Raw genomic sequence first — 25,445 nt, 5'->3', positions numbered from 1 at the left:
CGGTGAACTCTCCCCGAGAGGCAGCATGACCACACTCGACTCTCCCGAAAAGACGCTGTTCACCTCCACGACCAAAGCCTTTCTGGAGAAGGAAGCGCCGCTGCGCCGGGTGCGGGAGTTGCACGCCGCCGGGGTGTCATTCGACCCGGCCTGGTGGCGGCGCGCCGCGGAGCTCGGCTGGACGGGCCTGTTGGTGCCCGAGGAGTTGGGTGGCGGCAGCGTCTCCGACAGCGGCTTGCTGGACCTGGCCATGGTCGCCGAGCAGCTCGGCAAGACGGTGGCGCCCGGGCCGTTGTATCCCGTCAGCGTGGTGCTGACCGCGCTCGTCGAATGCTCGGACCGCGAGCCGCACGCGGACACCATCGAGGCGCTGATGTCCGGCGAAGCGGTGGCGTCGTGGGCGGTCTCGGAGCCGGGCCAGGGCTGGGCGCCGCTGAATGCGTCGGTGACGGCCACCCCGACCGATTCGGGATACCGGATCGACGGCACCAAGGACCGGGTCGAGGCGGGCGCGCAGAGCGCGGTGCTGCTCGTGGTGGCGCGCTGCGGCGACGAGCTCCGGCAGTTCCTGGTTCCCACGGATGCGCCGGGCGTGACGATCGTGCCGCAGCAGTCGGTCGATTTGGTCAAGCAGTACGCCCGGGTCCGTTTCGACGGTGCGGTGGTGCAGCGATCGGCGGCCGTCGGCACCGCCGCCGAGACGCCCGCGCTGATCGAACGCCAGAGCCAAATCGCCCAGATCCTGCAGTGCGCCGAGGTGGTCGGCGTTCTGCAGACGGTGTTCGATCTGACCGTCCAGTGGGCCCTGGACCGGCACACATTCGGGCGGCCGCTGGCGTCCTATCAGGCCCTCAAGCACAAGTTCGCCGACATGAAGCTGTGGCTGGAGGCCTGCCGCGCCACCACGGCCGCGGCGGTCGCCGACGTCGCCGCCCACGCGCCCGGTGCCGGCCTGTCGGCCAGCGTCGCCAAGTCCTACGTGGGCGAGATGGCCGGCCAGATCGTGCAGGCCTGCGTGCAGATGCACGGGGGCATCGGCGTCACCTGGGAACACGACCTGCACCTCTACCTGCGCCGGGTTACGTTGTACCGCTCCATGTTCGGGACACCGGAGGAGCACAACCTGCGCGTGTACGAACACGAGAAGGCGGGTCGCTCGAACCGATGACCCCCACCGAATCCGTTGCCGACTTCGCGGCCCGGGCCAGGGCCTGGCTGGCCGACAACATGCCGCCCGTCGACCCCGAGTCACCACCGCCGGCCCCACGCGACGACGAACGATCCTGGGTGCGGGCCCGAGAACTCCAAAAGCGTTTGTACGAAGGCGGATTCGCCGGCATCTGCTTCCCCCGCGAGTACGGCGGTCTCGGGCTGGACTACGAGTATCAGAAGGCCTTCGACGCCGAATCGCTGACCTACGAGATGCCGCTGATCCTCAACACCCCCACTTTCACCATCTGCTGCGCCACCCTGCTCGACACCGGCAGCGAGGAGCAAAAGAAGCGCCACATCGCCGCGGCGCTGCGCGGTGACGAGGTGCTGGTGCAGTTGTTGTCCGAGCCCAGCGGCGGTTCCGACCTGGCCGGCGTCCTCACCCGAGCCGAACGTCAGGGCGACCGCTGGATACTCAACGGCGCCAAGACTTGGAGCACCAGCGCGTTCGCCGCCGACTACGGGCTGTGCCTGGCCCGCACCAATTGGGACGTGCCCAAGCACGAGGGCCTGACTATGTTCCTGGTTCCGATCGCCCACCCGGGAATCACGTTGCGCCGCATCACGATGCTGAGCGGTTCCACCGAGTTCTGCGAGGAGTTTCTCGACGGGGTGGACGTCGCCGACGACGCCGTCGTCGGGGAGGTCGACGGCGGTTGGGCGGTGGCGTCGCGGCAGCTGTATCACGAGCGCCGGGCGGTGGGGCAGGGATCCGAGTTCGCCAGCGGCAGCGGCAGCGAGGGCGGCAACACGATTCCCGTTGACTACGTGAGCCTTATCGAGAAGACGGGCCAGGCCGGTAACGAACGGGTGGAGCAGCTGGCCGGCCGCGCATTGGTGCAGCGCGCGGTGGCCGAGCAGCTGATCGGCCACGTGTACCGCAGCGTCCGAGACGGCGCGCTGCCGCCGGCCGGCGGCACACTCATCAGGCTGTTCCACGCCGAGACCGTGTTCGTGAATGTCGACACCGCCATGGCGATCGCCGGTAGCGCCGGCGTTGTCGGGGAACCCGGCGAGGGCCTGGAAACCGGGCTGCGCTACCTGTCCCGCCAGACCGTCGCGATGGGTGGCGGGACCACGGAGATGGCGCGCAACGTCATCGGTGAGCGGGTGCTGGGCTTCCCGCGGGAATTCGCGGCCGACCGCGGCGTGCCGTTCAAACAGGTGAAGCACGGCCTGCGGCCCGACCGCCCCTAGCCCTCCGTGACGAGGTTCTCCGTGAGGCCGCCGCCGGCGACCGGGATCTGGACCAGCGACAGCACATGATGCGCCGGGGTCCCCGGCGGGGCCACCAGCACATACTCGCTGCCCTGTCGTTGTGCCCGGTCGCCGGCGGCGGCCAGCGCGCTGACCCCGGCCGAGCCGAGTTGGGTCACGCCGCTGAGATCGATCGTCAACGGTGCGACGCCGGAACGGCTTTCGACCGCGATCTTTCGATCCAGGGTGGAGGCCGTGCCGGAATCGACGTCGCCGCTGACGACGATGCGGCCGGGTTCGGTGACCACGCAGGTAAATTCGAAGTTGATCGACCGCCGGCGATCAGCGTGACTGACCAGCGTGTCGGTGACGAAGTTGGCCGGCCGCGACAGGCGGTGCGTCAGGCTGGCGGTCGTCCCCCCAGGCCCATGACTGACGTGCGCACTGGACACCAGGGCTTCGGCCATGGCAAGGCCGCGTCCGCGGCCCTGCTCGCCTTCACGGTGATCCTTCCACTGCCCGTGGTCGATGACCGACGCATACAGCTTGCCGTCGCCGGACAGCGAAGCCTCGAGGACGATCCCGTCGGAAACCTCTGTGCCGTAACCGTGTTCGACCGCGTTCTCGACGAATTCCGAGACCGCGTGCACGATGTCGGAAATGTCGTCGGGGGAGGCGCCGACGTCGGAGAGCCATTGGCGCAGGCGGCCGCGGACCGCACGGGCAGCCTGAATCGTCGCGTCCACCGTCATCTGCAACGGTGGCGGCGCCGTCCGCCGTTGCGCGGCAAGCAGTGTGATGTCGTCGTTGTAGCCGGTCGGACGCAGCAGCAATTCCAAAGTCTCCGAACAGATTCGGTCGATGCGCCGCCGCGAGGAGTCGATCACGAAGCCGCCCTGGCCGCCCGCGATGTTGCCCGCCAATTCGGCGAATTCGGCGGTGCTGGCCATCAGCGGCCGGCCCGGGCGTTCGATCAAGCCGTCGGTGTAGAGCATGACGGAGTCACCGACATCCAATATTTCCGTGCGCACCGGAAAACCTGTGCCGCTGCCCAGCGGGCCGGCACCGGACGGCTCGAGATAGCGCGATTCGGCGTCCGCCTGAACGAGCAGCGGCGGTGGGTGTCCGGCGGTGCAGTATTGGAACTCGCCCGTGGTGAAGTCGAGCGATCCCACGCACATGGTGGCGGACCTCGAGCCCGGAACATGTTCGTGGAAGCGGTCGAGGGCCGCCAGCGCCTCGGCGACCGGATAGCCGGCCAAGATCTGCATCCGCAGCGCGGTGCGCAATTGCGACATCACCGCGGCCGCTTCGACGCCGTGGCCGACGACGTCGCCGACGACGAGAACCAGTCGATCCCCGAGGGGTATCGCATCGAACCAGTCGCCACCGGCCGCGGTGTCCTGCGCGGCGACCAGGTACTCGGCCGCGACGTCGGCGCCGGGAACGACGGGCACCGACGGTGCCAGCAACGCCTGCTGCATGACGGTCGCCGAATCGCGGACATTGCGGTACCGCTCGGACAACTCCTCCATGCGGGACTCGGCGGCCAGCCGCGCCCGCACCCGGTCGGTCACGTCGACGAAGGCGAGCTGCACGCCCTCGATCGAGCCGTCGTCGTCGCGCCGCGCGGTGACGATGAAGTCAAAGAAGTGTTCCTGTGCGGTCCCCGAGCCCTCGAAGTCGGCCTGCACCCGCCACTCGGTGCCCGACTGCGGCTCGCCGGTTTCGTACACCCGGTCGAACATCTGGAAGATCTGCTGGCTCTCCAGCTCGGGGTAGACCTCCCGCGCAAGCAGGCCGATGGTGTCGATCGGCGGACTGAGCGTCCGGTAGGCGGCGTTGACCGCGACGAAGCGGTGGTCGGGCCCGTCCAGGCCAACCAACAGCGCGGGGACATTCTCGAAGATGCGGCGGACGTCGTCGGCCGCACCCACGGTCTTGTCCCAGTTCCTCTCGGCGGCCATTGACCGTCCCTCCTACGGACCCTTCCTCGGACCGAGTCCCGCAAGCTGGTCAAAAATCGCTGAGCACTCGCCAGGCACAGACATCAAGCGTATCAACGGCGGACTCGTGCTCGGCGCATCAATTTCCCTCGCGTGGCGTGCGGCTACGCCGAGTTCAGCCTCGGCGCCGGCAATTAAACCAGGACCGTTTGTAATTACTCAGCGCGGGTATCACGCGGCCATGGTCAATGTCGTCCCCGGGCGGTTGATCTCGCTGTGGCGAACCGTCTGGTCCGCACCGGTGCTCACCCTAAATGGCTGGGTCGCCTTCAACCTGCCGCGCACGGTAACCGCGTTGGGCGCTTCGCTGCTGGTGGGTCTGCTGGCGGTGCACGCCTACGTCTTCGCCACGGAACCCGGGACGCCCGGGTACTTCGCCGTCTACGCGGCGCTGCTGGCGATCTGTTGCCTGACGGCCGTCGCCGCGATGGCGTTCACCCTCAAACCGCATGTGCCGCAGGCGGGCTGGTACCTCGGCAGCCTGACCTGCCTTGCCTTCCTTGCCATCTACCTGGTCAGCCGGTGGTTCCGCCTGCCGGGGCTGGAGGCGTTGACGGGCCGCTGGGACCTGGCGCCGGGGACGTTGGCGATGGTGTGCGCCGCCGGCTTCATCGCGGTGCACACGACGGTGCTGTCCGGCATCAACGTGGCCTACCCGCAACGCCAACAGTGATACGACTGAGGAGAGCCCAGGCATGACGACGCTCGACTACCCGGCGTGGCTGCGAGTGGACCATTGGCTCAACGTCCTGTTCGTCACGCTGATCATCCGCAGCGGCATCGAGATCCTCGCCACCCACCCCAAGTTGTACTGGCACGACGACAGCAAACCCGGCAGCGAATGGGCGCGCTTCACCCGCAAGGTCATGCCGCGCGACCGGCTGTACGACACCCTCGACGAGGAAGAGTCCTACAGCTCCCTGGTCGCGCTGCCCGGTCACAAGAAATTGGGGATGGGCCGCCACTGGCACTTCTTCACGGTGATCTGCTGGATTCTGCTCGGGTTGTCTTACTACGTGCTGCTTTTCGCGACCGGGCAGTGGCACCGTTACTGGCCGTATTCGTGGTCGATCTTTCCCGAGGCCGCCAACGACATCGTCACGTACCTCTCGTTCAACCTGCCGCCACTGCTGCCCGGTGAGCCCCTGGACGCCATTCAGAAACTGACCTACGCCGGCGTCGTCTTCGTCCTCGCGCCATTCCAGATCTTGACAGGCGCCGCGCAATCCCCGGCGATCGAGGCGCGCTTCCCGTGGTACGTGCGGATGTGGGGCGGTCGGCAATGGGCCAGAAGCCTGCATTTCCTGGGGTTGCTGGCCTTCGTCATCTTCATCTTGATTCATCTGTCGATGATCTTCTTCTGGGGCTGGGGTCAACTGACGGCGTCGATGATCTTCGGCTCGGTCCGCAACATCAATTGGGCGACGGCACTGTCTTTCGTGATCATCGGAGCGATCGTCGCCATCCACATCGCGGCCACCAAGTGGAGCCTTCGGCGCCCCGTTCAAGTCCGTCGCCTGCTCGGCGCCGTGGTCACCCGCGTCCGGCTGCTCCTGCTGCGCCCGCTGAACTCCCGGCAGGACTATCCGGTCCGCAAGTTGACCGAAGATCACCGGGTGAACGGAAAGCCGCCCGCCAGCACCGAATACAAGGTGATGGCGGTCCATAGCTTCGTCGACTGGCGGCTACCGGTCGGCGGACTCGTGGAAAACCCGGTGACACTGGACCTCGCCGCGCTGCGCGCGCTCGCCGAACGGCACACGCAGCGCACGATGCACAACTGCGTGCAGGGCTGGACCAGCATCGGCGAATGGAGCGGGATCCTGCTCGCCCAACTGGCCGACGTCGTGCGGCCGTTGCCGCAAGCCAAATACATCTGCTTCCTGAGCATGCAGGACACCGGCCGTGACGAACCCGCGGCAGAGACGCCGGGGGGCCAGTTCTACGAGGTGATGGACCTCGAACTCGCCTACAAGCCGCAGACGCTGCTGGCGTACGAGATGAACGGCCGGCCGCTACCCATCAAACATGGTGCGCCGCTGCGGTTGCGGGTGGAAACCCAGGTCGGCTTCAAGATGGTCAAATGGATAAACGGGATCGAGTTCATCAACGACTATTCCGGCATCGGCAAAGGGCTGGGCGGCTGGCGTGAGGACCATGTCCACTACGACAAGGACGTGGAGATTTGACATGACCGAGCACAACCCGGCCGTGCGCCCGGAGCTCATCGACCTGAATTCCGCTGCGCGGCACCGGGTGCTGGAAAACATCAGCGCCAAGGGCGGCCACTGCGAGCAGTGTGGCGGAACCGACTTCGACGTCGGCCACGCCCTGCACCTCGGGTTCCTGTTCCTCAACGAGGACAATGACGCGTACATGGTGGCCCTGACTTGCCGCAATCCGGAATGCCCGAAGCCGCGCACGGGGATCGTGTTGCCGCAGAACGACTTCCTCAGCTACGACGCGTCGGGAAACGCGACGGCATCCTGAATCCGCGGTGTCGCTTGGCCGTCGCGGCCTCTCCGGCGGACAGAGCCGGGCGCGGCAGCCCCAAGCTCTCGGCGAGATCGGAAACCCTGCGCAGGTCGGCGCACAGCGAGGAGAAGCGCCGCTGGTCGGCGTCGTCAAGCAGACCGAGGGAGCTGTAGTGCACCAGCCGGGGAAGCCGGCCCGCAAGTGCCGCACCCCAGCGGACGCTGAAGTCGTAGACCTCGCCCTCGCCGACCGAATCGTTTCGGCCCAAAGCTTCCAGGGCCTCGACTTGCTCGGCGAGGAACTCGACGTCGGCGTCGATAGCCACCGACGCCCGGCCTTCCGATGCCGTCTCCACCCGTCCTCCTTCTGGCCGCGGACCAAGTCGTCACCGGGGCGTATACCCCGCGACGGCGGTCTATACGCCGGGCCGTCCGGCACCGACGACCGATCAGGCCGAGACGGGTTTCTTCGAATCCGCAGAGACCTTCATCAGCTTCATCAGGTTGCCGCCCATGATCTTGGCGACGTCCGCCTCGTCGAAGTCGGTGAGCTCGTCGACGAAGGAGATCGGGTCCTTGAGGCCTTCGGGATGCGGCCAGTCGGATCCGAAGAGGACCCGGTCGGTGCCGACCATCTTGACGATCTCGGCGAACCGGTCCTCCCAGAACGGGGTGATGTAGACACAGCGCTTGAACGCCTCGATGGGGTCCTCGCTGAACGCCTGCGGCATCTTCTTGTAGACGCCCTTGAGTCCCTTGAACAGGTCCGGCACCCAGTCGGCGCCGTTCTCGATCGACAGGATCCGCAGCTCCGGGTTGCGGGACAGCGCGCCGTGGCACACCAGCGCACCCATCGCGTCGATGATCGGCCGGTGGCCCATCACCAGGCTGCGGAACGGGGTCGGCTTGAACGGCAGGAACTCGTCGCCGGGCTCCCACACGTTGGCGAATTCGGAATAGCCGCTGTCCGAGGCGTGCATCGAGACGGGAAGCTCGGCCTTGATGCAGGCCTGCCAGAACGGGTCGAACTCCTCGAGGCCGAACGACCGGCTGCCCTTGTAACCGGGCACCGGCGCCGGGCGCACCAGGACGGTGCGTGCGCCGCGCTCGAGAACCCATTCGAGTTCTTCGAGCGCCCGCTCGACGATCGGCAGGGTGATGACCGGGGTGGCGAAGATGCGGTCCTGGTAATTGAACGACCACTGCTCGTACATCCACTGGTTCAGCGCGTGGATGACGTCGTGGGTCATCTCCGGGTCGTCCTTCATGCGCTCCTCGACCAGGCTGGCCAGCGTCGGGAACATCAGGGCGTAGTCGATGCCCAGCTCGTCCATGACCTCGAGCCGCGCGCCGGGTTCGCGGAAGGCGGGGATGGCCTTCATCGGCTCCCCGAGGATCTCGCGGTAGCTCTTGCCCTGCGCGCCGTTGCGGAAGTAGTCCTCCTGCGCCCCGGGGCGCGCCACCACCTCGAACGTCGGGTTCGGGATGTACTCGCTGATGTGGCCGCGCACCACGATCTTGGTGCGGCCGCGGACCTCGACATAGTCGATGACGCGCTTGCGGTTCTCGGGCAGGAACTTGGTCAGCGCCTCCTGCGGCTCGTACATGTGGTTGTCCGCGTCGAATACGGGGAAGGAAAGTTCGCGGGACGGCATGGCGATCTCCTTGGGCGGAAGTTTCGAATTCTCGGTAAGTGGTAATGACGTTACCACTCATGTGACGCCGCGTGTAGCGCTGCCCGCCGGCCCGGTTGGTCACGCTGGCGTGACGCGCGGGACTAGGTGCCCGGCCAGTTGGGCAGCTCCGGCGTCTTCCCGTTGATCACGGCGAAGTTCACGGTCGCGGTCGCCAGCAGCTCGTCGTCGTCGCCGTAGATGTCCACCTGCATCACCATCGCCCGCCGCCCGGAGCGCAGCATCCGGGGCACCGCGAAGGCGGAGCCCTGCCGGATCGGGCGCAGGTAACGAACGAAGAGGTCCGCCGTCGTCATCGTGGTGCCCGGCGCCAGGTAGTCCAGGCCGAACTGCCCGGCGGCGACGTCGACGAGCGTCGCGACCAAGCCGCCCTGCAACGCGCCGGAGGTGTTGACGACGGCCGGGCTGACCGGCATCGTCATCGCGAATTCGCCCTCGCGGGTGCCCGGCCGCATGCCGATCTGGGCGAACAGCTCCGACAGCGACGGCGGGCTCGACTCCTCAGCGTCGCGGATGCCCAGGGCGCGACTGCAGAATTCGTAGAGGTGCCCGACGTCGACCGGGGCCCCGTTCAATTCCGCACCCAGCCAATGCAACCGCTGCGCGCCCATCACGGTCTGCATGACGATGGCGGCCGCCGCCGCGACGTCCAGCCCCGGGTTGAACACCCCCTCGGTGATGCCCTGCCCCACGATGTCGCGGATCAGTCGATGCAGCGGCGAGAGCACCCGCGCGTAATCGCGGGGGCGCGTCTCCGCCAAGTGCTGGTTGTAGAGGGTCAGCGCGCGGTTGAGGCTGTCTTGGGTGCTGGATTCCGGTTGCTGGCTGATGCGGTCGATCACCAGCTTGAGCGCGGCGGTGCTGGCCAGGCCCTCGGTCTCGGCGCGCCAGGTCTGGACCGAGTGCGCGATGGTCCGGTCGAACAGTGCCAGCAGCAGTTCGTCCTTGCTGCTGAAATGCTGGTAAAACGCGCGCAGCGAGGTTTTGGAGCGGGCCACGACCTCTTGCACCGTGAAGTCGGTGCGTCCGGTCTCGCCCAGGATCTCGACGGCCGTTCGGATGAAGCGGTCGCCCCGCGTCACTTCGACGTAGTCGCCAAGGTCGGCCATGAGCGCTTCGTCCCCTTCCTCGGCGCGGTGCTCGCGCTATGAGAATGAGGTTACCGCGCATGCCGGCCGGTGGCGCCTATGCCCGCGGGCAGAAAATTCCGAGGATCTGCTGGCAGTTGTCTTTGTTGATGAGGGCGGGCGGGGGCGGCGGCTTGGGCGGTGGGTTGTCGCCGTCCCAGATCATGTTGGAGACGTTGCCCATCCCGGGCCACAGGTAGTAATAGGTGTGGCACACGTTCATGTCCCAGCCCCGGAAGGGATCGGTGACGTGGTTGCCGGTGGCGGGCAGGGGTTGCCCGGGGCACCACTGGTGCGCCGGACCCCAGTCGGGGTTGTCGGCGTGGGCCGTGGTCGCGGTGAGCCCGGCGCCGGCGACGGCCAGGCCGCCCGACAGCAACGCGCCGGCAATGACGTTCCTCAGGGTGCGGATGGTGTCCACAACGTTCCTTTCGCTTGACTGGCGAAAGTCTCGCGCCCGCTTCCCGTTACCGATCCCAATTGTCAGGGCGCGACCGCGATGGATTTGGTTTCCAGGTAGCTGTCGATGCCCTCGGGGCCCAGTTCGCGTCCGTAACCGCTACCCTTCACGCCGCCGAAGGGGGCGAACGGATCCATGGTGTAGCCCTGGTTGACGCCGAGGGTGCCGCTGCGCACCCGCGCCGCGATCGACAAGGCGCGCTCCGTGTCGGCGGTCCACACCGATCCGGCCAGGCCGTACTCGGAGTCGTTGGCGATCGCGACCGCGTCGTCCTCGTCGCGATAGGGGATGACGGTGATCACCGGCCCGAAGATCTCCTCGCGGGCGATGCGCATCGTGTTTTCGGCGGAGGCGAACAGGGTGGGTTTGACGTACCAGCCCCGGTCCAGCCCGTCGGGCATCTCGGTCCCGCCGATGACGAGGCGGGCGCCCTCGTCCTGGCCGACCCGGATGTAATCGCAGACGCGTTCCTGTTGCCGGCGCGAGACCAGCGGCCCCAGCTGCGTGCCGGCATCGTTGGGATCGCCCACCCGCAGGGCGGTCATCTCGGCGGCGAGCGCGTCGACGTACTCGTCCTCCCGATGGCCGGGGACCAACACGCGGGTCAGGGCGTTGCAGATCTGGCCGCTGTTCGACAGGCTGGCCGACCGCACGCCTGTCGCGACCGCCTCGGGAGCGGCGTCGTCGAGGATGACGGCGGCCGACTTGCCGCCGAGTTCGAGACTGACCTTCGTGAGGTTGGGCGCGCAGGCGGCAGCCACGGCCCGGCCCGCCGCCGTCGATCCCGTGAACGACACCTTGTCCACGCCGGGGTGGGACACCAGGACCTGACCCACCGCACTGTCGCCGGGCAGCACGCTGACCACGCCAGGGGGCAGGTCGAGTTCTTCCAGCATCTCCGCCAAAAGCAAAGCGTCCAAGGGTGATTCGGGCGCGGGTTTGAGCACAACCGCGCAGCCGGCGAGCAGCGCGGGCACCAGTTTGGTGGTGATGAGGAATTGGGGCATGTTCCACGGCACGATCGCGGCGACGACGCCAACGGGTTGCTTGTGCACGTGCACGTCGGCGCCGAAGAAGCCCCGGCGGGTCTCCTTCCAGGCGTGCCGCTCGGCCAGGTCACAGAACGCTCGCATCATCATCGCGGGCAGGCCGACCTGCGCGCGCTGGGAGAAGGTGATGGGAGCGCCGATCTCGGCGGTGAGGACGCCGGCCATCTCGGCGCGGCGTTGATCGTAGATCTCGGTGAGGCGCCGGATCGCCGCGATCCGTTCGGCCGGCTCCGTCCGCCCCCAGGGCCCCTCGACCGCCGAGCGGGCGGCGGTGACCGCCGCGTCGACGTCGGCCGCCCCGGCGGCGGCCACCTCGGCGATGGGTTGCTCGGTGTGCGGGGAGATGACCTCGAATGCGTCGGCGTGCGCCCGCACCGGGCTGCCGGGAGCGATCCTCAACCCAAGGTCATGCTCCATCGAGGACTCCCGTCAGCAATATCAACTACTTGCGATTCCTCGGTCGAGCATATACCGTCGGCCCCGAGGAATCACTGAAACCGGTGGCGGCGCGGCTATTCGAAGCGAACCGGGCCCCCCGGAGATCGGATAGGAGCGATCATGGCTCGATTCCCCAAGCCGCCGGAGGGCAGCTGGACGCAGCATTACCCCGAGCTGGGAACCGGACCGGTCTCGTACGAGGATTCCATCAACCCGGAGATCCACGAGTTGGAGCGCGAAGCCATCTTCAAGCGTGCGTGGCTCAATGTTGGCCGGGTTGAGCAACTTTCGCGTACCGGAAGTTACTTCACCAAAGAGCTCAAAGCCGTCAACACCTCGATCATCGTGGTGCGCACCAAGTCCGGGGAGATCAAGGCGTATCACAACGTGTGTCGCCACCGCGGCAACAAGCTGGTGTGGAACGACATGCCGCTCGAGGAGACCAGCGGCGTGTGCCGCCAGTTCACCTGCAAGTACCACGCCTGGCGGTACGACCTCGACGGCAACCTGACGTTCGTGCAGCAGGAGGAGGAGTTCTTCGACCTCGACAAGAGTCGCTACGGGTTGGTGCCGGTGCACTGCGAGGTGTGGGAGGGCTTCGTCTTCGTCAACTTCGCCAAGAAGCCCGAACAGTCGTTGCGCGAATTCCTCGGGCCGATGGTCACCGGGCTGGAGGGCTATCCGTTCGACAAGATGACCTCGCGCTGGTACTACCGCTCGGAGGTCAAGGCGAACTGGAAGCTCTACATGGACGCGTTCCAGGAGTTCTATCACGCGCCCGTGCTGCATGCGAACCAGTCACCGACCGCGTACTCAAAAGCCGCCGCCGAGGCCGGGTTCGAGGCCCCGCACTATCGATTGGACGGCCCGCACCGGTTGGTCAGCACCTCGGGCGTGCGGGCCTGGGAGATGTCGGCGGAGATGCGCAAGCCCATCGAGGACATCTGCCAGAGCGGGCTGTTCGGCCCGTGGGACAAGCCGGATCTCGGCGAGATGCCCGCCGGGCTGAACCCGGCGAAGTGCGACCCGTGGGGGCTGGACTCCTTCCAACTGTTCCCCAACTTCGTGATTCTCTTCTGGGGGCAGGGCTGGTATCTGACCTACCACTACTGGCCGACCTCCTACAACTCGCACATCTTCGAGGGAACGCTGTACTTCCCGCAGCCGCGCACCCCGCGTGAGCGCGTCGCCCAGGAACTGGCGGCGGTCTCGTTCAAGGAATACGGGTTGCAGGACGCCAACACGCTCGAGGCGACGCAGAGCATGATCGAGTCCCAGGTTCTCGACCGGTTCTTGCTGTGCGACCAGGAGATCCTCATCCGGCACCTGCACAAGGAGACCGCCGCGTGGATCGATCAGTATCGCCGCACCTTGCCGGCGGGAGTGTGAGCGCGATGTCGCCCATGCTGCCAAGCGAATTCGCCGACCTGGAGCCGTTCACGGACTGGTGCCTGGGTTCCGAGCCGGAGCGCTACGCCAAGAGGCTGGCGAGCACCATGACGGACATGAAGGCCTTCTACGACGCCATCACGCCGCGGGCGGAAGAGGCCCTGGCGTACTGCGACAAGTTCTCCCTGGACGACCTGCCCGACGACGTGCTCAATCTCATGCACCTGCTGTATTCGATGATCATGGTGTCGTTTCCGGTGGAGTGCTGGAAGCAGCCGCGGGTGCCCGACTCCGGTGCGTCCACCCTGGATTGCGTGTCCGAGCCCGTTCCATGACCACCGTCTTACGGGCCGCGCGGTGGGCCGACGTGGTCGACGGCCGGGTGCGCTCGCCGGCGGTGGTGGTCGTGGAGGGCGAGCGCATCGCCGCCGTCAATCCCGAAGGCGGGGTGCCGGATTCGGCCACCGTCATCGACCTGGGCGACGTAACGCTGCTGCCGGGGCTGATGGACATGGAACTCAACCTGCTGATCGGCGGCCCCGGTGGACCCGAGGGTTTGCCGTCACCGATGCACGGCGTCCAGGATGACCCGGCCTATCGCACGTTGCGGGGTGCGGTCAATGCTCGCACCACGTTGGATGCGGGCTTCACCACCGTCCGCAACCTGGGGCTGATGGTCAAGACCGGGGGCTACCTGCTCGACGTGGCGCTGCAGCGCGCCATCGACCAGGGCTGGCACGCGGGGCCGCGGATCTATCCAGCCGGCCACGCCGTGACGCCGTACGGCGGGCACCTGGATCCGACGGTGTTCCAGCGGCTCGCGCCCGGCATCATGCCGCTGTCGGTGGCGGAGGGCATCGCCAACGGTGTCCCGGACGTGATCGCCTGTGTGCGTTACCAGATTCGGCACGGTGCGAAGCTGATCAAGGTGTCGGCGTCCGGCGGCGTGATGTCGCACAGCACGGCCCCGGGCGCCCAGCAATACTCCGACGCCGAGTTCGCCGCGATCGCCGACGAAGCGCACCGGGCCGGGGTGCGGGTGGCCGCACATGCCATCGGCGACTCGGCGATCCGGGCTTGCATCCGGGCCGGGATCGACTGCATCGAGCATGGATTCCTGGCCAGCGACGACACGATCCAGATGATGGTCGATCACGGCACCTTCCTGGTTTCGACCACCTATCTGACCGAGGCGATGGCCGTCGACCGCATCGCGCCGGAGCTGCGCAAGAAAGCCGAAGAGGTGTTCCCCCGGGCAAAGGCCATGCTGCCGAAGGCGATTGCCGCCGGGGTGCGCATCGCGTGCGGAACCGACGCGCCGGCGATTCCGCACGGCCACAACGCCAAGGAGCTTGGGGCGCTGGTGCAGCGGGGGATGACGCCGATGCAGGCGATCCGGGCCGCCACGGTGGTGGCCGCGGAGCTCATCGACGCCGACGACGAACTGGGCCGCCTGGCTCCCGGGTGCCTCGCCGACGTCATCGCCGTCCCCGGCGATCCCTCGCAGGACATCGGCACCACGCTCGAGGTGTCGTTCGTCATGAAGGGCGGCGAAATCTTCAAGCAGGGAGGCGGCGATGGAACTCACCGATAACATCTTGTGGTTGCTCAAGCAGGCCTTCTATTACTCGCTGACCACGATCAACGATTCGATGCGGGTGCACGGGGTCAGCACCGCCCAGATCGGCGTGCTGCGCCAACTCGCCAACGAGCCCGGCCTTTCCGGAGCCGAACTCGCGCGACGCCTGTTGATCAGCCCGCAGGGCGTTCAGCTCGCGCTGACCGCTCTGGAGCGCCGCGGCCTGGTGGAAAGGAAGCGCGACCCCCAGCACGGCCGCATCCTGCAGGCCTACCTGACGCAGGAGGGCCGCAATGTCGCGGGGACGGTCGTCAACGATGCCATCGCCGCTCACGAGAGGGTTTTCGGTGTCCTCACCGTGCAGGAGCAGCAGACCCTGCGGGAACTGTTGGGCCGCGTGGTCGAAAAGGGCACCGGCCATGAGCTTTTCAACGATCACGTCGACAACTGAAGAGCGAATATCTAGTACTTGATAATGATCGCAAGTAGTTGATATTGTCGGGGGGATGTCAGAGCCCACTGCGACCACCGGGGCGGGGTCGCGCGATAGCGACGGGGTCGTGACCGAGAAAGTGACCATAGAGCTGGACCGGCGCACCACGACGGTGCCCTACAGTGCGGGCGACACCCTGCTGCAGACCGCCCGCATGGCGGGTTTGGCCGCACCGTCGTCGTGCGAAACCGGTTCCTGCGCAACGTGCATGGCGCGCCTGACGCAGGGGAGCGCGCGCATGCTCAACAACGACGCGCTCGACGACGACGAGGTCGACGAGGGTTGGGTGCTGACCTGCCAGGCGTTGCCGACCAGTCGCACGGTGCACGTGGTCTACGAGTGAACGGAGAGTCGATGGGCAGGGTGGCCGTGGTGACGGGTGGCGCCTCGGGCATGGGCGAAGCGACCTGCCACGAGCTGGGCCGGCGCGGCCACCGGGTCGCCGTGCTCGACGTCAACGAGCAGGCGGCGCAACGCGTCACCGACGACCTGCGTGCGGGGGGCGTGACCGCGATCGGCGTGGGCGCCGATGTCACCGACCGGCCCGCGCTCGAGCAGGCCTTCGCCAAGGTTCGTAGCGAGTTGGGCTCGGTCACGGTGTTGGTGACGAGCGCCGGCCTGTTCGATTTTTCGCCCTTCGCCGACATCACCGCCGAGGCCTGGGCACGGATCGTCGACGTCAATCTGACGGGCACCTTTCATTGCTGCCAGATCGCGCTGCCGGACATGGTCGACGCCAATTGGGGCCGGATCGTGATGATCTCGTCGTCGAGCGCCCAGCGCGGCTCACCGTTCGCCGCCCATTACGCGGCGTCCAAGGGCGGCGTTATCACGCTGACCAAATCCCTGGCGCGCGAGTACGCGTCGCACGGGATCACGGTCAACACCATCCCGCCCTCGGGCATCGAGACGCCGATGCAGCATCGGGGCCAGGCCGCCGGCTATCTGCCCTCCAACGAGCAGATCGCCGCCAACATCCCGCTGGGCCACCTGGGCACCGGGGCGGACGTCGCCGCGGCGGTGGGGTTCCTGTGCTCGGAGGAGGCCAGGTTCATCACCGGCCAGGTCTTGGGTGTCAACGGTGGGGCGGTGTTGTGACGTCGATCAGGAGGCTGCGATGACGCGATCAGGCAGGCCCGCGGAGGGGTCCTGGACCGAGCACTATCCCGAATTGGGCACCGGCCCGGTGTCGTTCGCCGACTCCACCTCGCCCGAATTCTACGAACTCGAACGGGAGGCGGTCTTCAAGCGTGCTTGGCTGAACGTCGCCCGGGTCGAGGAGCTGCCCCGCGTCGGCAGTTACCTGACCAAGGAGATCGACGTCGTCGGGACGTCGGTGATCGTGGTGAAGGGCCGCGACGAGCGCATCCGCGCCTTTTACAACGTCTGCCGACACCGGGGAAACAAGTTGGTATGGAACGACTTTCCCGCCCAGGAGACGAGGGGTACCTGCCGGCAGTTCACCTGCAAGTACCACGGATGGCGCTACGACCTCGAGGGCGCCCTGAAATTTGTGCAGCAGCAGGGCGAATTCTTCGACCTCGACCCGTCCGAGTACGGGCTGCGGCCCGTGCACTGCGACGTCTGGAACGGGTTCATATTCATCAACCTCGACGCCGAGCCCCGCCAGACGCTGCGGGAGTTCCTCGGGCCCATGGTAACCGGCCTCGACGGTTACCCCTTCGACAAGTTGACCGAGCGCTACGAGTGGGTGGCGCACAACAACAGCAACTGGAAGATCTTCGCCGACGCGTTTCAGGAGTACTACCACGTGCCCTCCCTGCATCCGCAGCAGGTGCCGCCCGACGTTCGGGACCCGAACGCCGGATTCACGTGCGGGCATTTCCAGCTCGACGGACCGCACCGGTTGGTGTCGACGGCCGGGCGGCGACGGTGGCTGTTGCCCGAGGAGTACATGTACCCGATCGAGCGGGCCACCAAGAGCGGGCTGGTCGGACCCTGGCGCACACCGGATGTCGGCGAGCTGCCGCCCGGCCTCAACCCGGGCGGCATCGAGCCGTGGGGGATCAGCAATTTCCAGATCTTCCCCAACATCGAGATATTGATCTACGGCGGCTGGTATCTGCTCTACCGGTATTGGCCCACCTCGCACAACACGCATCGCTTCGAGGCCTACACGTACTTCCACCCCGCCCGCAGTGTGCGCGAACGCGTCGAACACGAGGTGGCGTCGGTGGTGCTCAAGGAATTCGCGCTGCAGGACGCGGGGATGCTCGGTGGCACGCAGGCGGCGCTGGAATACGGCATCGTCGACGAGTTTCCGCTGAGCGACCAGGAGATCCTGGTGCGCCATCTGCACAAGGTCGTCGTCGATTGGGTCGACGCCTACCGGCGCGAACGCGCCGCCGAGCCGGCGGGGGTGTAGCCCGGTGTCCGATGCCATGCTGCCCAGCGCGTTCGCCGAGTTGGAGAAGTATGCCCAAAGGTGGTGTTTGGCAACCGAAACCGAGCGCTGGAACGCCAGGGTCACCAGCTCGATGCCCGAGATGCACGAGTTCTACGACGCGTTCTTCCCGCGGCTCGAAGAGGCGATCGATTATTGCGACAAGTTTCCCCTCGACAGCCTGCCCGACGACGCGCTCAACCTCCTGCGCATGATCTATTCGCTGATCATGGTCGCGATGGCGGTGGAGATCATGCACCAGCCCGTTCCGGTCAGCGCCGCGGACGCGGTCATGATCCGGACCGTCGAGCCGGCGCCGTGACCCGGCTCTCAACCAGGAAGGACGGACCATGAGTCTGCTCACCATCACCAAGCTCACGGCGTCCGTCGGCGCGGAGGTGACCGGCCTCGATCCGGCCCGCCTGGCTGCCGACGAGGGCGGGGCCATCCTGGATGCGTTGGAGCACAACGGCGTTCTGGTGTTCCGCGGTCTGGGGCTCACCCCCGAGGTCCAGGTCGAGTTCTGTCGCCGGCTGGGGGAGGTCGATCACTCGGCCGACGGCCACCACCCGGTCGCCGGCATCTATCCGATCACGCTGGATCCGTCGAAGAACTCCTCGGCGGCCATCCTGAAGGCGACGTTCGACTGGCACATCGATGGCTGCACGCCCCTCGACGACGAGTACCCGCAGAAGGCCACCGTGCTGTCGGCGGTGCAGATCGCCGACTGGGGCGGCGAAACGGAATTCGCCAACTCCTACGCCGCCTACGACGAATTGACCGACGAGGAGAAGCGCCGCTTCGGTTCCCTGCGTGTGGTGCACTCTTTGGAGGCCTCGCAGCGGCGCGCCCATCGGAACCCCACACCCGAGCAGGTGGCCGCCTGGCGATCCCGGCGCACCCATGAACACCCGCTGGTATGGACCCATCGCAGCGGCCGAAAGTCACTGGTGCTGGGCGCGTCGGCCGACTACGTGGTGGGCATGGACCTCGACGCGGGCCGGGCGCTGCTCGAGGAACTGCTCGAGCGGGCCACGGGGGCGGACAAGGTGTACAGCCACACGTGGTCGGTGGGTGACACCGTCATCTGGGACAACCGCGGGGTGCTGCACCGGGCCGCTCCCTATGATCCGAGCTCGCAGCGCGAGATGCTGCGCACGACCGTGCTCGGTGACGAGCCGATCCAATAGCCGTGACCGGTCCGCGCCCAATTCGGTTGACGCCCTTGCCCGCCGAGGAATGGGATGAGCGCGCCCGCGCCTCGCTGGCGTCACTGATACCCGCGGAGCGGGCGAATCCCGGCGGCGCGGGCAACGTCTTGTCGACCCTGGTGCGCCATCCCGACCTGACCCGCGCCTACCTTCCGTTCAACGCCTACCTGCTCAAGGGCTCGACGCTGTCGCCGCGGATTCGCGAGGTTGCGCTGCTGCGGGTGGTTCACCTCGCCGACTGTCACTACCTGTGGTCGCACCACCTGCCCATCGCGGAACGAGCCGGACTGAGTTCGCGGGATATCGACGGCATCCGCTGCGGGGAGGGTCTGGATCCGTTGGACCGGACGGTGATTCGCGCCGTGGACGAGTTGACGGCCGACAGCAACGTCAGCCAGTCCACCTGGGACGAGCTGGGCCGCGCCTTCGGCGACCGGCAACGCATGGATCTGGTCTTCACCATCGGCGGATACCTGTTGCTGGCGATGGCCGTGAACACCTTCGGCGTTGCGGACGAGTCGTAAGGTTGTCTCCTGTGTTGACAAAATCGCTGACCGCCGCGGCGACCGCCTTGGCCGGTGCCGTTGCCTTCGTTCCCTGCGCCGCCGCGGATCCGGACAACTACGTGGCCTTCCTGTCCCCGTCGCGCAACATCAGCTGCGAGATCGACTACCAGCGCCGCGGCATCCCCGATGGGGCGTTCTGTTTCAGCATCACCCCGCCGCAGTCGGTGACCATGGACGCCGCCGGTGTCCTTTCGCGCTGCGCCGGTGAGGGTTGTCTGGCCAATCCGCCGGAAGGCACGCCGAGCCTCGGCTATGGCCAGACGGCCGGCGCCGGGCCGTTCAGCTGCCGGTCCGAGACGGCCGGCGTGACGTGCACGGTGACCTCGGGGCGCGGCTTCACCATATCCAACGCCGGGATAACGGCCGTGGGCTGACTTCGGCCCTCAGCCGCCCCGCGCCTCGATCATCGCCGAGCGGTTGACCTTGGTCGCCGCGGTGCGGGGGATGGCGTCGACGAACTCGACGGTCTTGGGGGCCTTGTAGTGGGCGAGCCGGCTCTTCGCGTACTCGATCACGTCGTCCTCGGTGAGCGTCGCGCCGTCGGCGAGCTGCACCACCGCATGCACCCGTCGTCCCCACTGCGCATCGGCGAGGCCGATCACGACGACGTCGGCGATCTCGGGGTGGCCCGCCAAGGCCGACTCCACTTCCGCCGGAAACACATTCGCGCCGCCGGTGACGATCATGTCGACCCGGCGGTCGACGATGTAGAGGTAGCCGTCCTCGTCGAGGTAGCCGATGTCGCCCGCGGAGCGGAAGCCGTCCTCGGTCGAGGGCAGCGGCGCCGCGCCGCCCACGTAGCGGGACCCCGCGCTCATCGGTGCGCGCAGATAGATTTCGCCGTGCTCGCCCGGGCCGAGCTGTCTGGTGCCGGCGTCGAGAATCCGGATCTCGGTGTCCCGGAATCCGCGGCCGACGCTGCCCGGATGAGCGAGCCACTCGTCACCCCGCAGTGCGGTCAGCCCGAGGTTCTCCGTCATGCCGTATGCCGACACGATCTGCTGCGGGCTCAACAACTCGAACCAGGTATGCATGAGCGACGGCGGCATCACCGCGGCGCCCTGCAGGACGAACACGATGCTGGACAGGTCGCGTTCCCGGACATCCGGCCGGGCCGCTATCCGGGCGAGCATCGTGGGCGTGGCCGTGAAATTGGTGATCTTGAAGCGTTCGATCACATCGAGAACCAGTGCGGCATCGAACTTTTCCAGTATCACCAGATGGTCGCCGGCCAGCAGGAAGAAGAAGGTGGCGAAGCCGTTGGTGTGATACATCGGCGCGGGCACCATGATGGTCTGCGGCTGGGCCACCGGCGTCCAGTTCGACAGGAACGGCTCGCCGTGCTGTGGCGTCCAGAGCGACGGCGCCAGGCTGAGGATCACCTTCGGGATTCCGGTCGAACCGCTGCTGCAGATGCCGTTGACGTTGGGGGACACGGCCACCGGCATCGGGTCGTTGGACTCGGCCGCGGCCTGCCCCTCGAGGCGCCACCGACTCGCCTCATCGACGACGACGGCGGGATCGATGACCTCGCGCACCCGGTCCCGCTCCCATTCGGGCAGATCCCAGTGCATGGGAACGGGGACGGCGCCGATCTTCCAACAGCCCAGCGTGGCCAGGACCAGGTGCGCCGAATTCGGAATTGCCAGCGCCACAAGGGAACCGAGCTCGGCTCCGTTGGCGGCCAGCGCGCGTCCCCACTGGTTGGCGCGGGCGTCGAGCTCACCGAACGTCAGTGACTCCGCGGTGCCGTCGAGGGCGACGATGGTCACCCCCGGCTCGTCTCGACGCTGCTCGGCGAGCTCGGAAAGCTTGACCCCGAACGGGATTCCGTCAGCTAGCGGGTTCGCCGCGCCTTCGGCCTCGATCGGTTCGGTGGTGCTCACGCCGATACCGGCCCGCTGAACAGCGTCTCCAGGGAGCCGTCCGGGACGCCCGGGATGAGCCGCAACGCCAGCCCCTCGGCACCCAGCGGCAAGCGGATCAGCGGTTGGGTGTGCCGGTCGAGCACGCTCACGTCGGACTCATCGCAGAAGCCCAGCGCGCCGAGCAATTGATGGGACGTGCGCAACACCTGCCGGGCGGTGTCGGATGCCTTGAGCCGCAGAACCAGCGCGTCCGAGGAGCGAACCTGCGTCGGCAGCGATTCCGGGCGGCAGATGGTGTATTTCGCCAACTCGTGCAGTCCGCGCACGGCGACGGCGGCCTCGGCCACGGCGAACCTGACGGCCTGGAAGTCCGCCAGCGGCTTGCCGAACTGGATGCGGGAGCGCACGTGATCGGTGACGATCTGCAGCGCCTGCTGCACCGATCCCAGAATCCGCCATGATCCCAGCACGAGATGAAGGTTAACGTCGTCGGCCGGAATCGTGCCATCAGGTGCGTCGAGGGAAGCGGGCACCAGGAACGGGCCCAGTTTGGCGTCGGTGCGTGACGCGGCCCGGGGGCGGTACCGGTTGCCGTCCAAGTCAGCGGCCACCCAGTCGCCGGGCAGGTCGCCGTGGTCGATGCGCGGCGCCTCGGGGTTGACCAGGGCGAGCCGCGCGCCGTCGATCGAGAGCAACTCCTCGACGAGGGGATAGGGCAACACAGTCGCCCCGGCCGCGCGGCACAACACGGCCGCCGCGAGCAGGTCGTCGGGCGCCGACCGGACATCGAGCTCGAAGGCGCCGACCTCGGTCAGGGCCGCGCGGGCGGCGTCCCGGACACCGTCGTCCGTTTCGGCGCGCAACGCCGCCTGCGGGCCGCCCAGCCGGGTGAGCCGCTTGGCCGCGACGGCGGCGAAGTCGCTGATGTCTTGTGGCAGATCGGTTTTCACCGGTGTTCTCCCAACACGTCCCGGGCCACCAGCATCTTCTGCACCTCGATGGTGCCCGATGCCACGGTGGCCGCCTGTGCGTAACGCCAATGGTCTTCGATCGCCCCGTGCAGTGCGGCACCGGCGCCGCTGTCCAACGCGACCGGGCCCAGCACGTCGAAAAGTAGTTCGGCGACCTGCTGGTCGCAGGTCGTGGTGGCGATGCGGGCGGCGCGGGCCGCCGCGCCGGCCGCGGGGTCGTCCTGCAACGACACCGCGCGATACGCCAGCAGCCGGGCCACCCGCAGATCGACGAGCGCCCGCACCCACCGGGAGCGCAGCGATTCCGGCAGCGCGCCCCAGTCGTCACCGAGCGCGGTGCTCATTCGGTCGAGCAGGGATTCGCAACGCGCGTAGCGGGCGATGCCGACCCGCTCGAAGGCCAGCGCCTCGCGCATGACGCGCCAGCCGTCGCCGACCTCGCCGAGAACGTCGCCGGGGAACGCCTGCACGTCGTCGAGGAACATCTCGTTGAGGTGATGCGGTCCCAGCATCGACCCGATGGGTCGGACGGTGAAGCCGGGGCGGTCCATCGGGATCAGAAAGAGCGTGAGGCGCTTGGGTTTTGGCGCCTCGGGATCGGTGCACGCCGCCAGCACGCACCACGACGCCATCAAAGCGTACGACGTCCATACCTTCTGGCCGGTGATGCGCCAACCGTCCCCATCCGGGACGGCACGCGTGCGCAGCGAGGCCAGGTCGGTACCGGCCTCCGGCTCGGAGAAGCCCTGGCACCAGATCACGTCGCCGGCGGCGATGGCGGCCAGGTGCTTGGCCTTCTGTTCGGCCGTTCCGTAACGCATCAGGGCCGGACCCACCCAGTTGATTCCCATGTACTGCGGGCCGCGGGGCTCGTGCTGGGCCCACATCTCCTCGCGCAGCACGGTCTGCTGCCAGACCGAACCGCCGCCGCCGCCATGCTCTTTCGGCCAGGCCAACGCCAGCAGGCCCTCGGCCGCCAGCAGTTTGCAGAACGTCTCGGTGGTGGCCAGGTCGCGCGGGTTCTCGGTGCAGGCGCCGAGGAAGTCGGCGGGGATGTTGTTGGAAACCAGCTCGCGCAGGTGCTTTCGCAGTTGAGCGGCGTCGTCGCCGAGGTCGTAATCCATCGTCGTCATCCCTTCGGCAGCCCGAGCAGCCGCTCGGCGATGATGTTGCGCTGGACCTCCGATGTTCCGCCGTAGATGGTCGCGGCCAGCGCGTCCTGGCGTTCGAAGAGCAGATCCGGATCGCAGAGCGACTGCGTCCCCTCGGCGACGGCGGCCAGCTCCCAAACGCGCTGCAAGGTAACCGATCCCAGCAGCTTCATGGTGTCGGCCTCCGGGCTCGGCCGTCCGGCCAGCTCGTTGCCCATGGCGCGGTAGCCGGTGGCCCGCAACGCTTCGGCGTCCGCGAGCAGCGAGCCGAGCTCCGTGCAGATGTCGGCGGTCGGCTGCGCCCCGCGCACCGCATCCAGCCCGCGCTTGATTTCGACCCAGTTCATGATCCAGATCATCTGGCGTTCGTGGTGCAGCGACGACAAGGCGACGTTCCACCCACCGTGCAGGGGTCCGAGCAGGTTTTCCGCGGGCACCTCGACGTCGTCGAGAAAGACCTCGCAGAAAGTCTCGTCGGAGATCGAGGCCATCCGGATGGGCTCGATGCGCACCCCGGGCGAGTGCAAGTCGAGGATGAGGCACGAAATGCCACGGTGTTTCGGCGCCGCCGGGTCGGTCCGGGCGTACAGCGTGCACCATCGCGACTCGTGGGCTTGGGTGGTCCAGATCTTGTGCCCGTTGACGCAGAAGCTGTCCCCGTGGCGTTCGGCGCGCGTGCGCAGGCCGGCGAAATCCGAACCGGCTTCCGGCTCGGACATGCCCAGCGCCCACCATTCGTCACCGCGCAGCAGCGGCACCAGGAGGCGGTCGACCTGGGCCGGCGTGCCGAACTGGCGGATGCCGGGTGCGGCGACGTTGGGGCCGGCGATGTTGGGCAGCTTGGGGGCGGACCGCATCGCCGCCTCGAGCCGCACCTCCATGGCGTCGCGCAGGCCCAGCGACCGGCCGCCGTGTTCGCGAGTCCAGGTCGGTTGTAGCCAGCCGGCCTCGAAGGCCGCCCGCTGGTAATCGCGCCGCAGCTTCAGGTCCCAGCGGTAGTCGCGATAGTTGTCGTAATAGTCCCTCGGCAGAAAGTCCGTCAGCCACGCGCCGAATTCGTCGACTATCGATACAGGCGCGGTCATGCCGCGCCTCCCGCGAAGCGGCGGCCCACCTCGTGATAGAGCGCGCGGCTGTCGCCCAGCATGGCGGCGGCCTGCCAGGCGTGCCGGACGTAGAGGTGGGCGTCGTGCTCCCAGGTCTGCCCGAGCGCGCCGTGCACCTGGACCGCGGTTCGCGCGCAATTGCCGGCCGCATCACCGGCCGCCGCCTTGGCCAGCGCCGCGGCGGTCCAGGCATCCGCGGGGTGTGTGGCCGGGTCGCCGAGGCGGGCGGCGGCTGCGTAGGTGAGGCTGCGGGCGCGCTCCAGTCCGACGTAGTTGTCGGCGAGCGCGTGCTTGATTCCCTGGAACGCGCCGATCGGTGTGCCGAACTGGCGGCGCGTCTTCGCGTGTTCGACGGCGCGATGCAGGGCGGCGCTCGCCGTGCCGACCAGGTCGGCGGCCGCGGCGACCATGGGCGCCGTCAACGCCTTTTCGATGTCGACGGGCGCGGTGGCCAGCGGCTCGGCGTCGACCTCGACGTCCGCCAGCGGCTGCGCGGGGTCGGTCGATTCCCCCGCGACCACGGTCACCCCCGCGCCGCAGCGGGCGACCGCAACCACGGTGCCGTCATCGGAGTGCGCCAGGGTCACCAGCAGTTCAGAACGGGACAGGTTGGGGACCGCGACCGCTCGCCCGCGCAGGCGGCCGCCGCGCAGCGTCATCGGCGCACCGGGCAGCCGGGATCCCCGGGAGTGCACGGCCAGGGTGGCGACGACACCGCCCGCGATGTCGTCGAGAACCGCGTCGAGGCCGGCGCCCCGCAACGCGCCGGCGGCCAGGCCGACGCTGCTCAGCAGCGGAATCGGCGCGATCGCGGCGCCGCATTCCTCGAGCACCACGGCGAGCTCGACCGGTCCGTAGTCGCCGGCCCCGGGCGCCGCCAGTTCCGTCCAGCCGAGGTCCACCACCGTCTTCCACAGCGTGCGCCAGCGCTCCAGATCCGTCATCGCCTGGCGAGCGGAGTCGGGCGGGCACTCCGCGCGGAGGATGTCGCGCACGTTGTCGCGCAGCGACAGCTGCTCCGAACTCAGTCCGACATCCATAAGACCCCTA

26 protein-coding genes and 1 pseudogene are annotated in these 25,445 nt (G+C 67.8%); 16 read left to right on the top strand and 11 right to left on the bottom strand.

Features of this window, described 5'->3' with window-relative positions; all coding sequences use genetic code 11:
* Positions 1–25 precede the first annotated feature (25 nt).
* Positions 26–1,168, top strand: a complete 1,143-nt coding sequence (locus A5730_RS10505) for an acyl-CoA dehydrogenase family protein (protein WP_067899195.1) — start codon at positions 26–28, stop codon at positions 1,166–1,168.
* Complete coding sequence (locus A5730_RS10500; RefSeq protein ID WP_067899191.1) at positions 1,165–2,409, top strand: acyl-CoA dehydrogenase family protein; 1,245 nt, start codon at positions 1,165–1,167, stop codon at positions 2,407–2,409. Before A5730_RS10505 ends, A5730_RS10500 begins: the two co-directional genes overlap by 4 nt.
* On the opposite strand, the gene A5730_RS10495 is transcribed toward A5730_RS10500, so the two are convergent.
* Complete coding sequence (locus tag A5730_RS10495; RefSeq protein WP_067899189.1) at positions 2,406–4,376, bottom strand: SpoIIE family protein phosphatase; 1,971 nt, start codon at positions 4,374–4,376, stop codon at positions 2,406–2,408. The genes A5730_RS10500 and A5730_RS10495 overlap by 4 nt on opposite strands.
* A gap of 220 nt (positions 4,377–4,596) precedes the next feature.
* Between A5730_RS10495 and A5730_RS10490 the strand changes: the two genes are divergently transcribed.
* From A5730_RS10490 to A5730_RS10480, 3 genes are read left to right on the top strand one after another with little or no spacing between them, the layout of a single operon-like run.
* Positions 4,597–5,088, top strand: a complete 492-nt coding sequence (locus tag A5730_RS10490) for an oxidoreductase (protein ID WP_067899186.1) — start codon at positions 4,597–4,599, stop codon at positions 5,086–5,088.
* Positions 5,089–5,110: 22 nt separating this feature from the next.
* Positions 5,111–6,604 (top strand): molybdopterin-dependent oxidoreductase, encoded by a 1,494-nt coding sequence (locus tag A5730_RS10485; RefSeq protein WP_067899183.1) that lies wholly within the window; start codon positions 5,111–5,113, stop codon positions 6,602–6,604.
* A gap of 1 nt (position 6,605) precedes the next feature.
* A complete protein-coding gene (locus tag A5730_RS10480) occupies positions 6,606–6,905 on the top strand; it encodes a hypothetical protein (protein ID WP_067899179.1) in 300 nt (99 codons plus the stop codon).
* Here A5730_RS10480 and A5730_RS10475 read toward each other — a convergent pair.
* The 5 genes from A5730_RS10475 to A5730_RS10455 all read right to left on the bottom strand — a co-directional run bounded on the left by A5730_RS10475 (position 6,868) and on the right by A5730_RS10455 (position 11,636).
* Positions 6,868–7,245 carry a hypothetical protein gene (locus tag A5730_RS10475; RefSeq protein WP_067899177.1) on the bottom strand — a complete coding sequence of 126 codons (378 nt, stop codon included), beginning with the start codon at positions 7,243–7,245 and terminating at the stop codon, positions 6,868–6,870. The genes A5730_RS10480 and A5730_RS10475 overlap by 38 nt on opposite strands.
* Before the next feature lie 93 nt (positions 7,246–7,338).
* A complete protein-coding gene (locus A5730_RS10470) occupies positions 7,339–8,544 on the bottom strand; it encodes an amidohydrolase family protein (RefSeq protein WP_067899175.1) in 1,206 nt (401 codons plus the stop codon).
* Positions 8,545–8,666: 122 nt separating this feature from the next.
* Positions 8,667–9,692, bottom strand: a complete 1,026-nt coding sequence (locus tag A5730_RS10465) for a hotdog fold thioesterase (RefSeq protein ID WP_067899171.1) — start codon at positions 9,690–9,692, stop codon at positions 8,667–8,669.
* A gap of 76 nt (positions 9,693–9,768) precedes the next feature.
* On the bottom strand, positions 9,769–10,131 hold the full coding sequence (locus A5730_RS10460; protein ID WP_067899169.1) for a hypothetical protein: 363 nt from the start codon (positions 10,129–10,131) through the stop codon (positions 9,769–9,771).
* 62 nt (positions 10,132–10,193) lie between these two features.
* Complete coding sequence (locus tag A5730_RS10455) at positions 10,194–11,636, bottom strand: aldehyde dehydrogenase (RefSeq protein WP_082946790.1); 1,443 nt, start codon at positions 11,634–11,636, stop codon at positions 10,194–10,196.
* Between the two features lie 141 nt (positions 11,637–11,777).
* Between A5730_RS10455 and A5730_RS10450 the strand changes: the two genes are divergently transcribed.
* From A5730_RS10450 to A5730_RS10400, 11 genes and pseudogenes are all read left to right on the top strand, one after another.
* Positions 11,778–13,046 carry an aromatic ring-hydroxylating dioxygenase subunit alpha gene (locus A5730_RS10450; protein WP_067899163.1) on the top strand — a complete coding sequence of 423 codons (1,269 nt, stop codon included), beginning with the start codon at positions 11,778–11,780 and terminating at the stop codon, positions 13,044–13,046.
* The gene (locus A5730_RS10445; protein WP_197506224.1) at positions 13,043–13,381 is read left to right on the top strand and encodes a hypothetical protein; all 339 of its coding nucleotides are present in this window, start codon (positions 13,043–13,045) and stop codon (positions 13,379–13,381) included. The genes A5730_RS10450 and A5730_RS10445 overlap by 4 nt, the downstream gene beginning before the upstream one ends.
* Positions 13,378–14,640 (top strand): amidohydrolase family protein, encoded by a 1,263-nt coding sequence (locus tag A5730_RS10440; protein ID WP_067899161.1) that lies wholly within the window; start codon positions 13,378–13,380, stop codon positions 14,638–14,640. Before A5730_RS10445 ends, A5730_RS10440 begins: the two co-directional genes overlap by 4 nt.
* Positions 14,624–15,076, top strand: a complete 453-nt coding sequence (locus A5730_RS10435) for a MarR family winged helix-turn-helix transcriptional regulator (RefSeq protein WP_067899158.1) — start codon at positions 14,624–14,626, stop codon at positions 15,074–15,076. Before A5730_RS10440 ends, A5730_RS10435 begins: the two co-directional genes overlap by 17 nt.
* Positions 15,077–15,191: 115 nt before the next feature.
* Positions 15,192–15,461 (top strand): annotated as a pseudogene (locus A5730_RS10430) (2Fe-2S iron-sulfur cluster-binding protein); the annotation flags it as partial.
* A gap of 11 nt (positions 15,462–15,472) precedes the next feature.
* On the top strand, positions 15,473–16,216 hold the full coding sequence (locus tag A5730_RS10425) for an SDR family NAD(P)-dependent oxidoreductase (RefSeq protein ID WP_067899653.1): 744 nt from the start codon (positions 15,473–15,475) through the stop codon (positions 16,214–16,216).
* 19 nt (positions 16,217–16,235) lie between these two features.
* The gene (locus A5730_RS10420) at positions 16,236–17,504 is read left to right on the top strand and encodes an aromatic ring-hydroxylating dioxygenase subunit alpha (RefSeq protein ID WP_067899151.1); all 1,269 of its coding nucleotides are present in this window, start codon (positions 16,236–16,238) and stop codon (positions 17,502–17,504) included.
* 16 nt (positions 17,505–17,520) lie between these two features.
* Positions 17,521–17,844 (top strand): hypothetical protein, encoded by a 324-nt coding sequence (locus A5730_RS10415; RefSeq protein ID WP_067899147.1) that lies wholly within the window; start codon positions 17,521–17,523, stop codon positions 17,842–17,844.
* Between the two features lie 28 nt (positions 17,845–17,872).
* Positions 17,873–18,712, top strand: a complete 840-nt coding sequence (locus A5730_RS10410; protein ID WP_067899144.1) for a TauD/TfdA family dioxygenase — start codon at positions 17,873–17,875, stop codon at positions 18,710–18,712.
* Between the two features lie 2 nt (positions 18,713–18,714).
* The gene (locus A5730_RS10405) at positions 18,715–19,257 is read left to right on the top strand and encodes a carboxymuconolactone decarboxylase family protein (protein WP_231994661.1); all 543 of its coding nucleotides are present in this window, start codon (positions 18,715–18,717) and stop codon (positions 19,255–19,257) included.
* A gap of 11 nt (positions 19,258–19,268) precedes the next feature.
* Positions 19,269–19,673: a hypothetical protein gene (locus A5730_RS10400; RefSeq protein WP_231994660.1), complete on the top strand. Its 405-nt coding sequence runs from the start codon at positions 19,269–19,271 to the stop codon at positions 19,671–19,673.
* 9 nt (positions 19,674–19,682) lie between these two features.
* On the opposite strand, the gene A5730_RS10395 is transcribed toward A5730_RS10400, so the two are convergent.
* From A5730_RS10395 to A5730_RS10375, 5 genes are read right to left on the bottom strand one after another with little or no spacing between them, the layout of a single operon-like run.
* Positions 19,683–21,185, bottom strand: coding sequence for a class I adenylate-forming enzyme family protein (locus A5730_RS10395; RefSeq protein WP_067899139.1), 1,503 nt, complete (start codon positions 21,183–21,185; stop codon positions 19,683–19,685).
* Positions 21,182–22,117 carry an acyl-CoA dehydrogenase family protein gene (locus A5730_RS10390; protein WP_067899136.1) on the bottom strand — a complete coding sequence of 312 codons (936 nt, stop codon included), beginning with the start codon at positions 22,115–22,117 and terminating at the stop codon, positions 21,182–21,184. Before A5730_RS10390 ends, A5730_RS10395 begins: the two co-directional genes overlap by 4 nt.
* Positions 22,114–23,271, bottom strand: coding sequence for an acyl-CoA dehydrogenase family protein (locus A5730_RS10385; protein ID WP_197506223.1), 1,158 nt, complete (start codon positions 23,269–23,271; stop codon positions 22,114–22,116). Before A5730_RS10385 ends, A5730_RS10390 begins: the two co-directional genes overlap by 4 nt.
* Positions 23,268–24,374 carry an acyl-CoA dehydrogenase family protein gene (locus A5730_RS10380; protein WP_067899134.1) on the bottom strand — a complete coding sequence of 369 codons (1,107 nt, stop codon included), beginning with the start codon at positions 24,372–24,374 and terminating at the stop codon, positions 23,268–23,270. The genes A5730_RS10385 and A5730_RS10380 overlap by 4 nt, the downstream gene beginning before the upstream one ends.
* On the bottom strand, positions 24,371–25,435 hold the full coding sequence (locus A5730_RS10375; RefSeq protein ID WP_067899130.1) for an acyl-CoA dehydrogenase family protein: 1,065 nt from the start codon (positions 25,433–25,435) through the stop codon (positions 24,371–24,373). Before A5730_RS10375 ends, A5730_RS10380 begins: the two co-directional genes overlap by 4 nt.
* Positions 25,436–25,445: the final 10 nt, after the last annotated feature.

Source organism: Mycobacterium sp. ACS4054 (assembly GCF_001667275.1).
Taxonomy (GTDB): Bacteria; Actinomycetota; Actinomycetes; order Mycobacteriales; family Mycobacteriaceae; genus Mycobacterium.
Note: the sequence above shows the minus strand (reverse complement) of the source record. Positions and strands in the feature narration are given on the sequence as shown.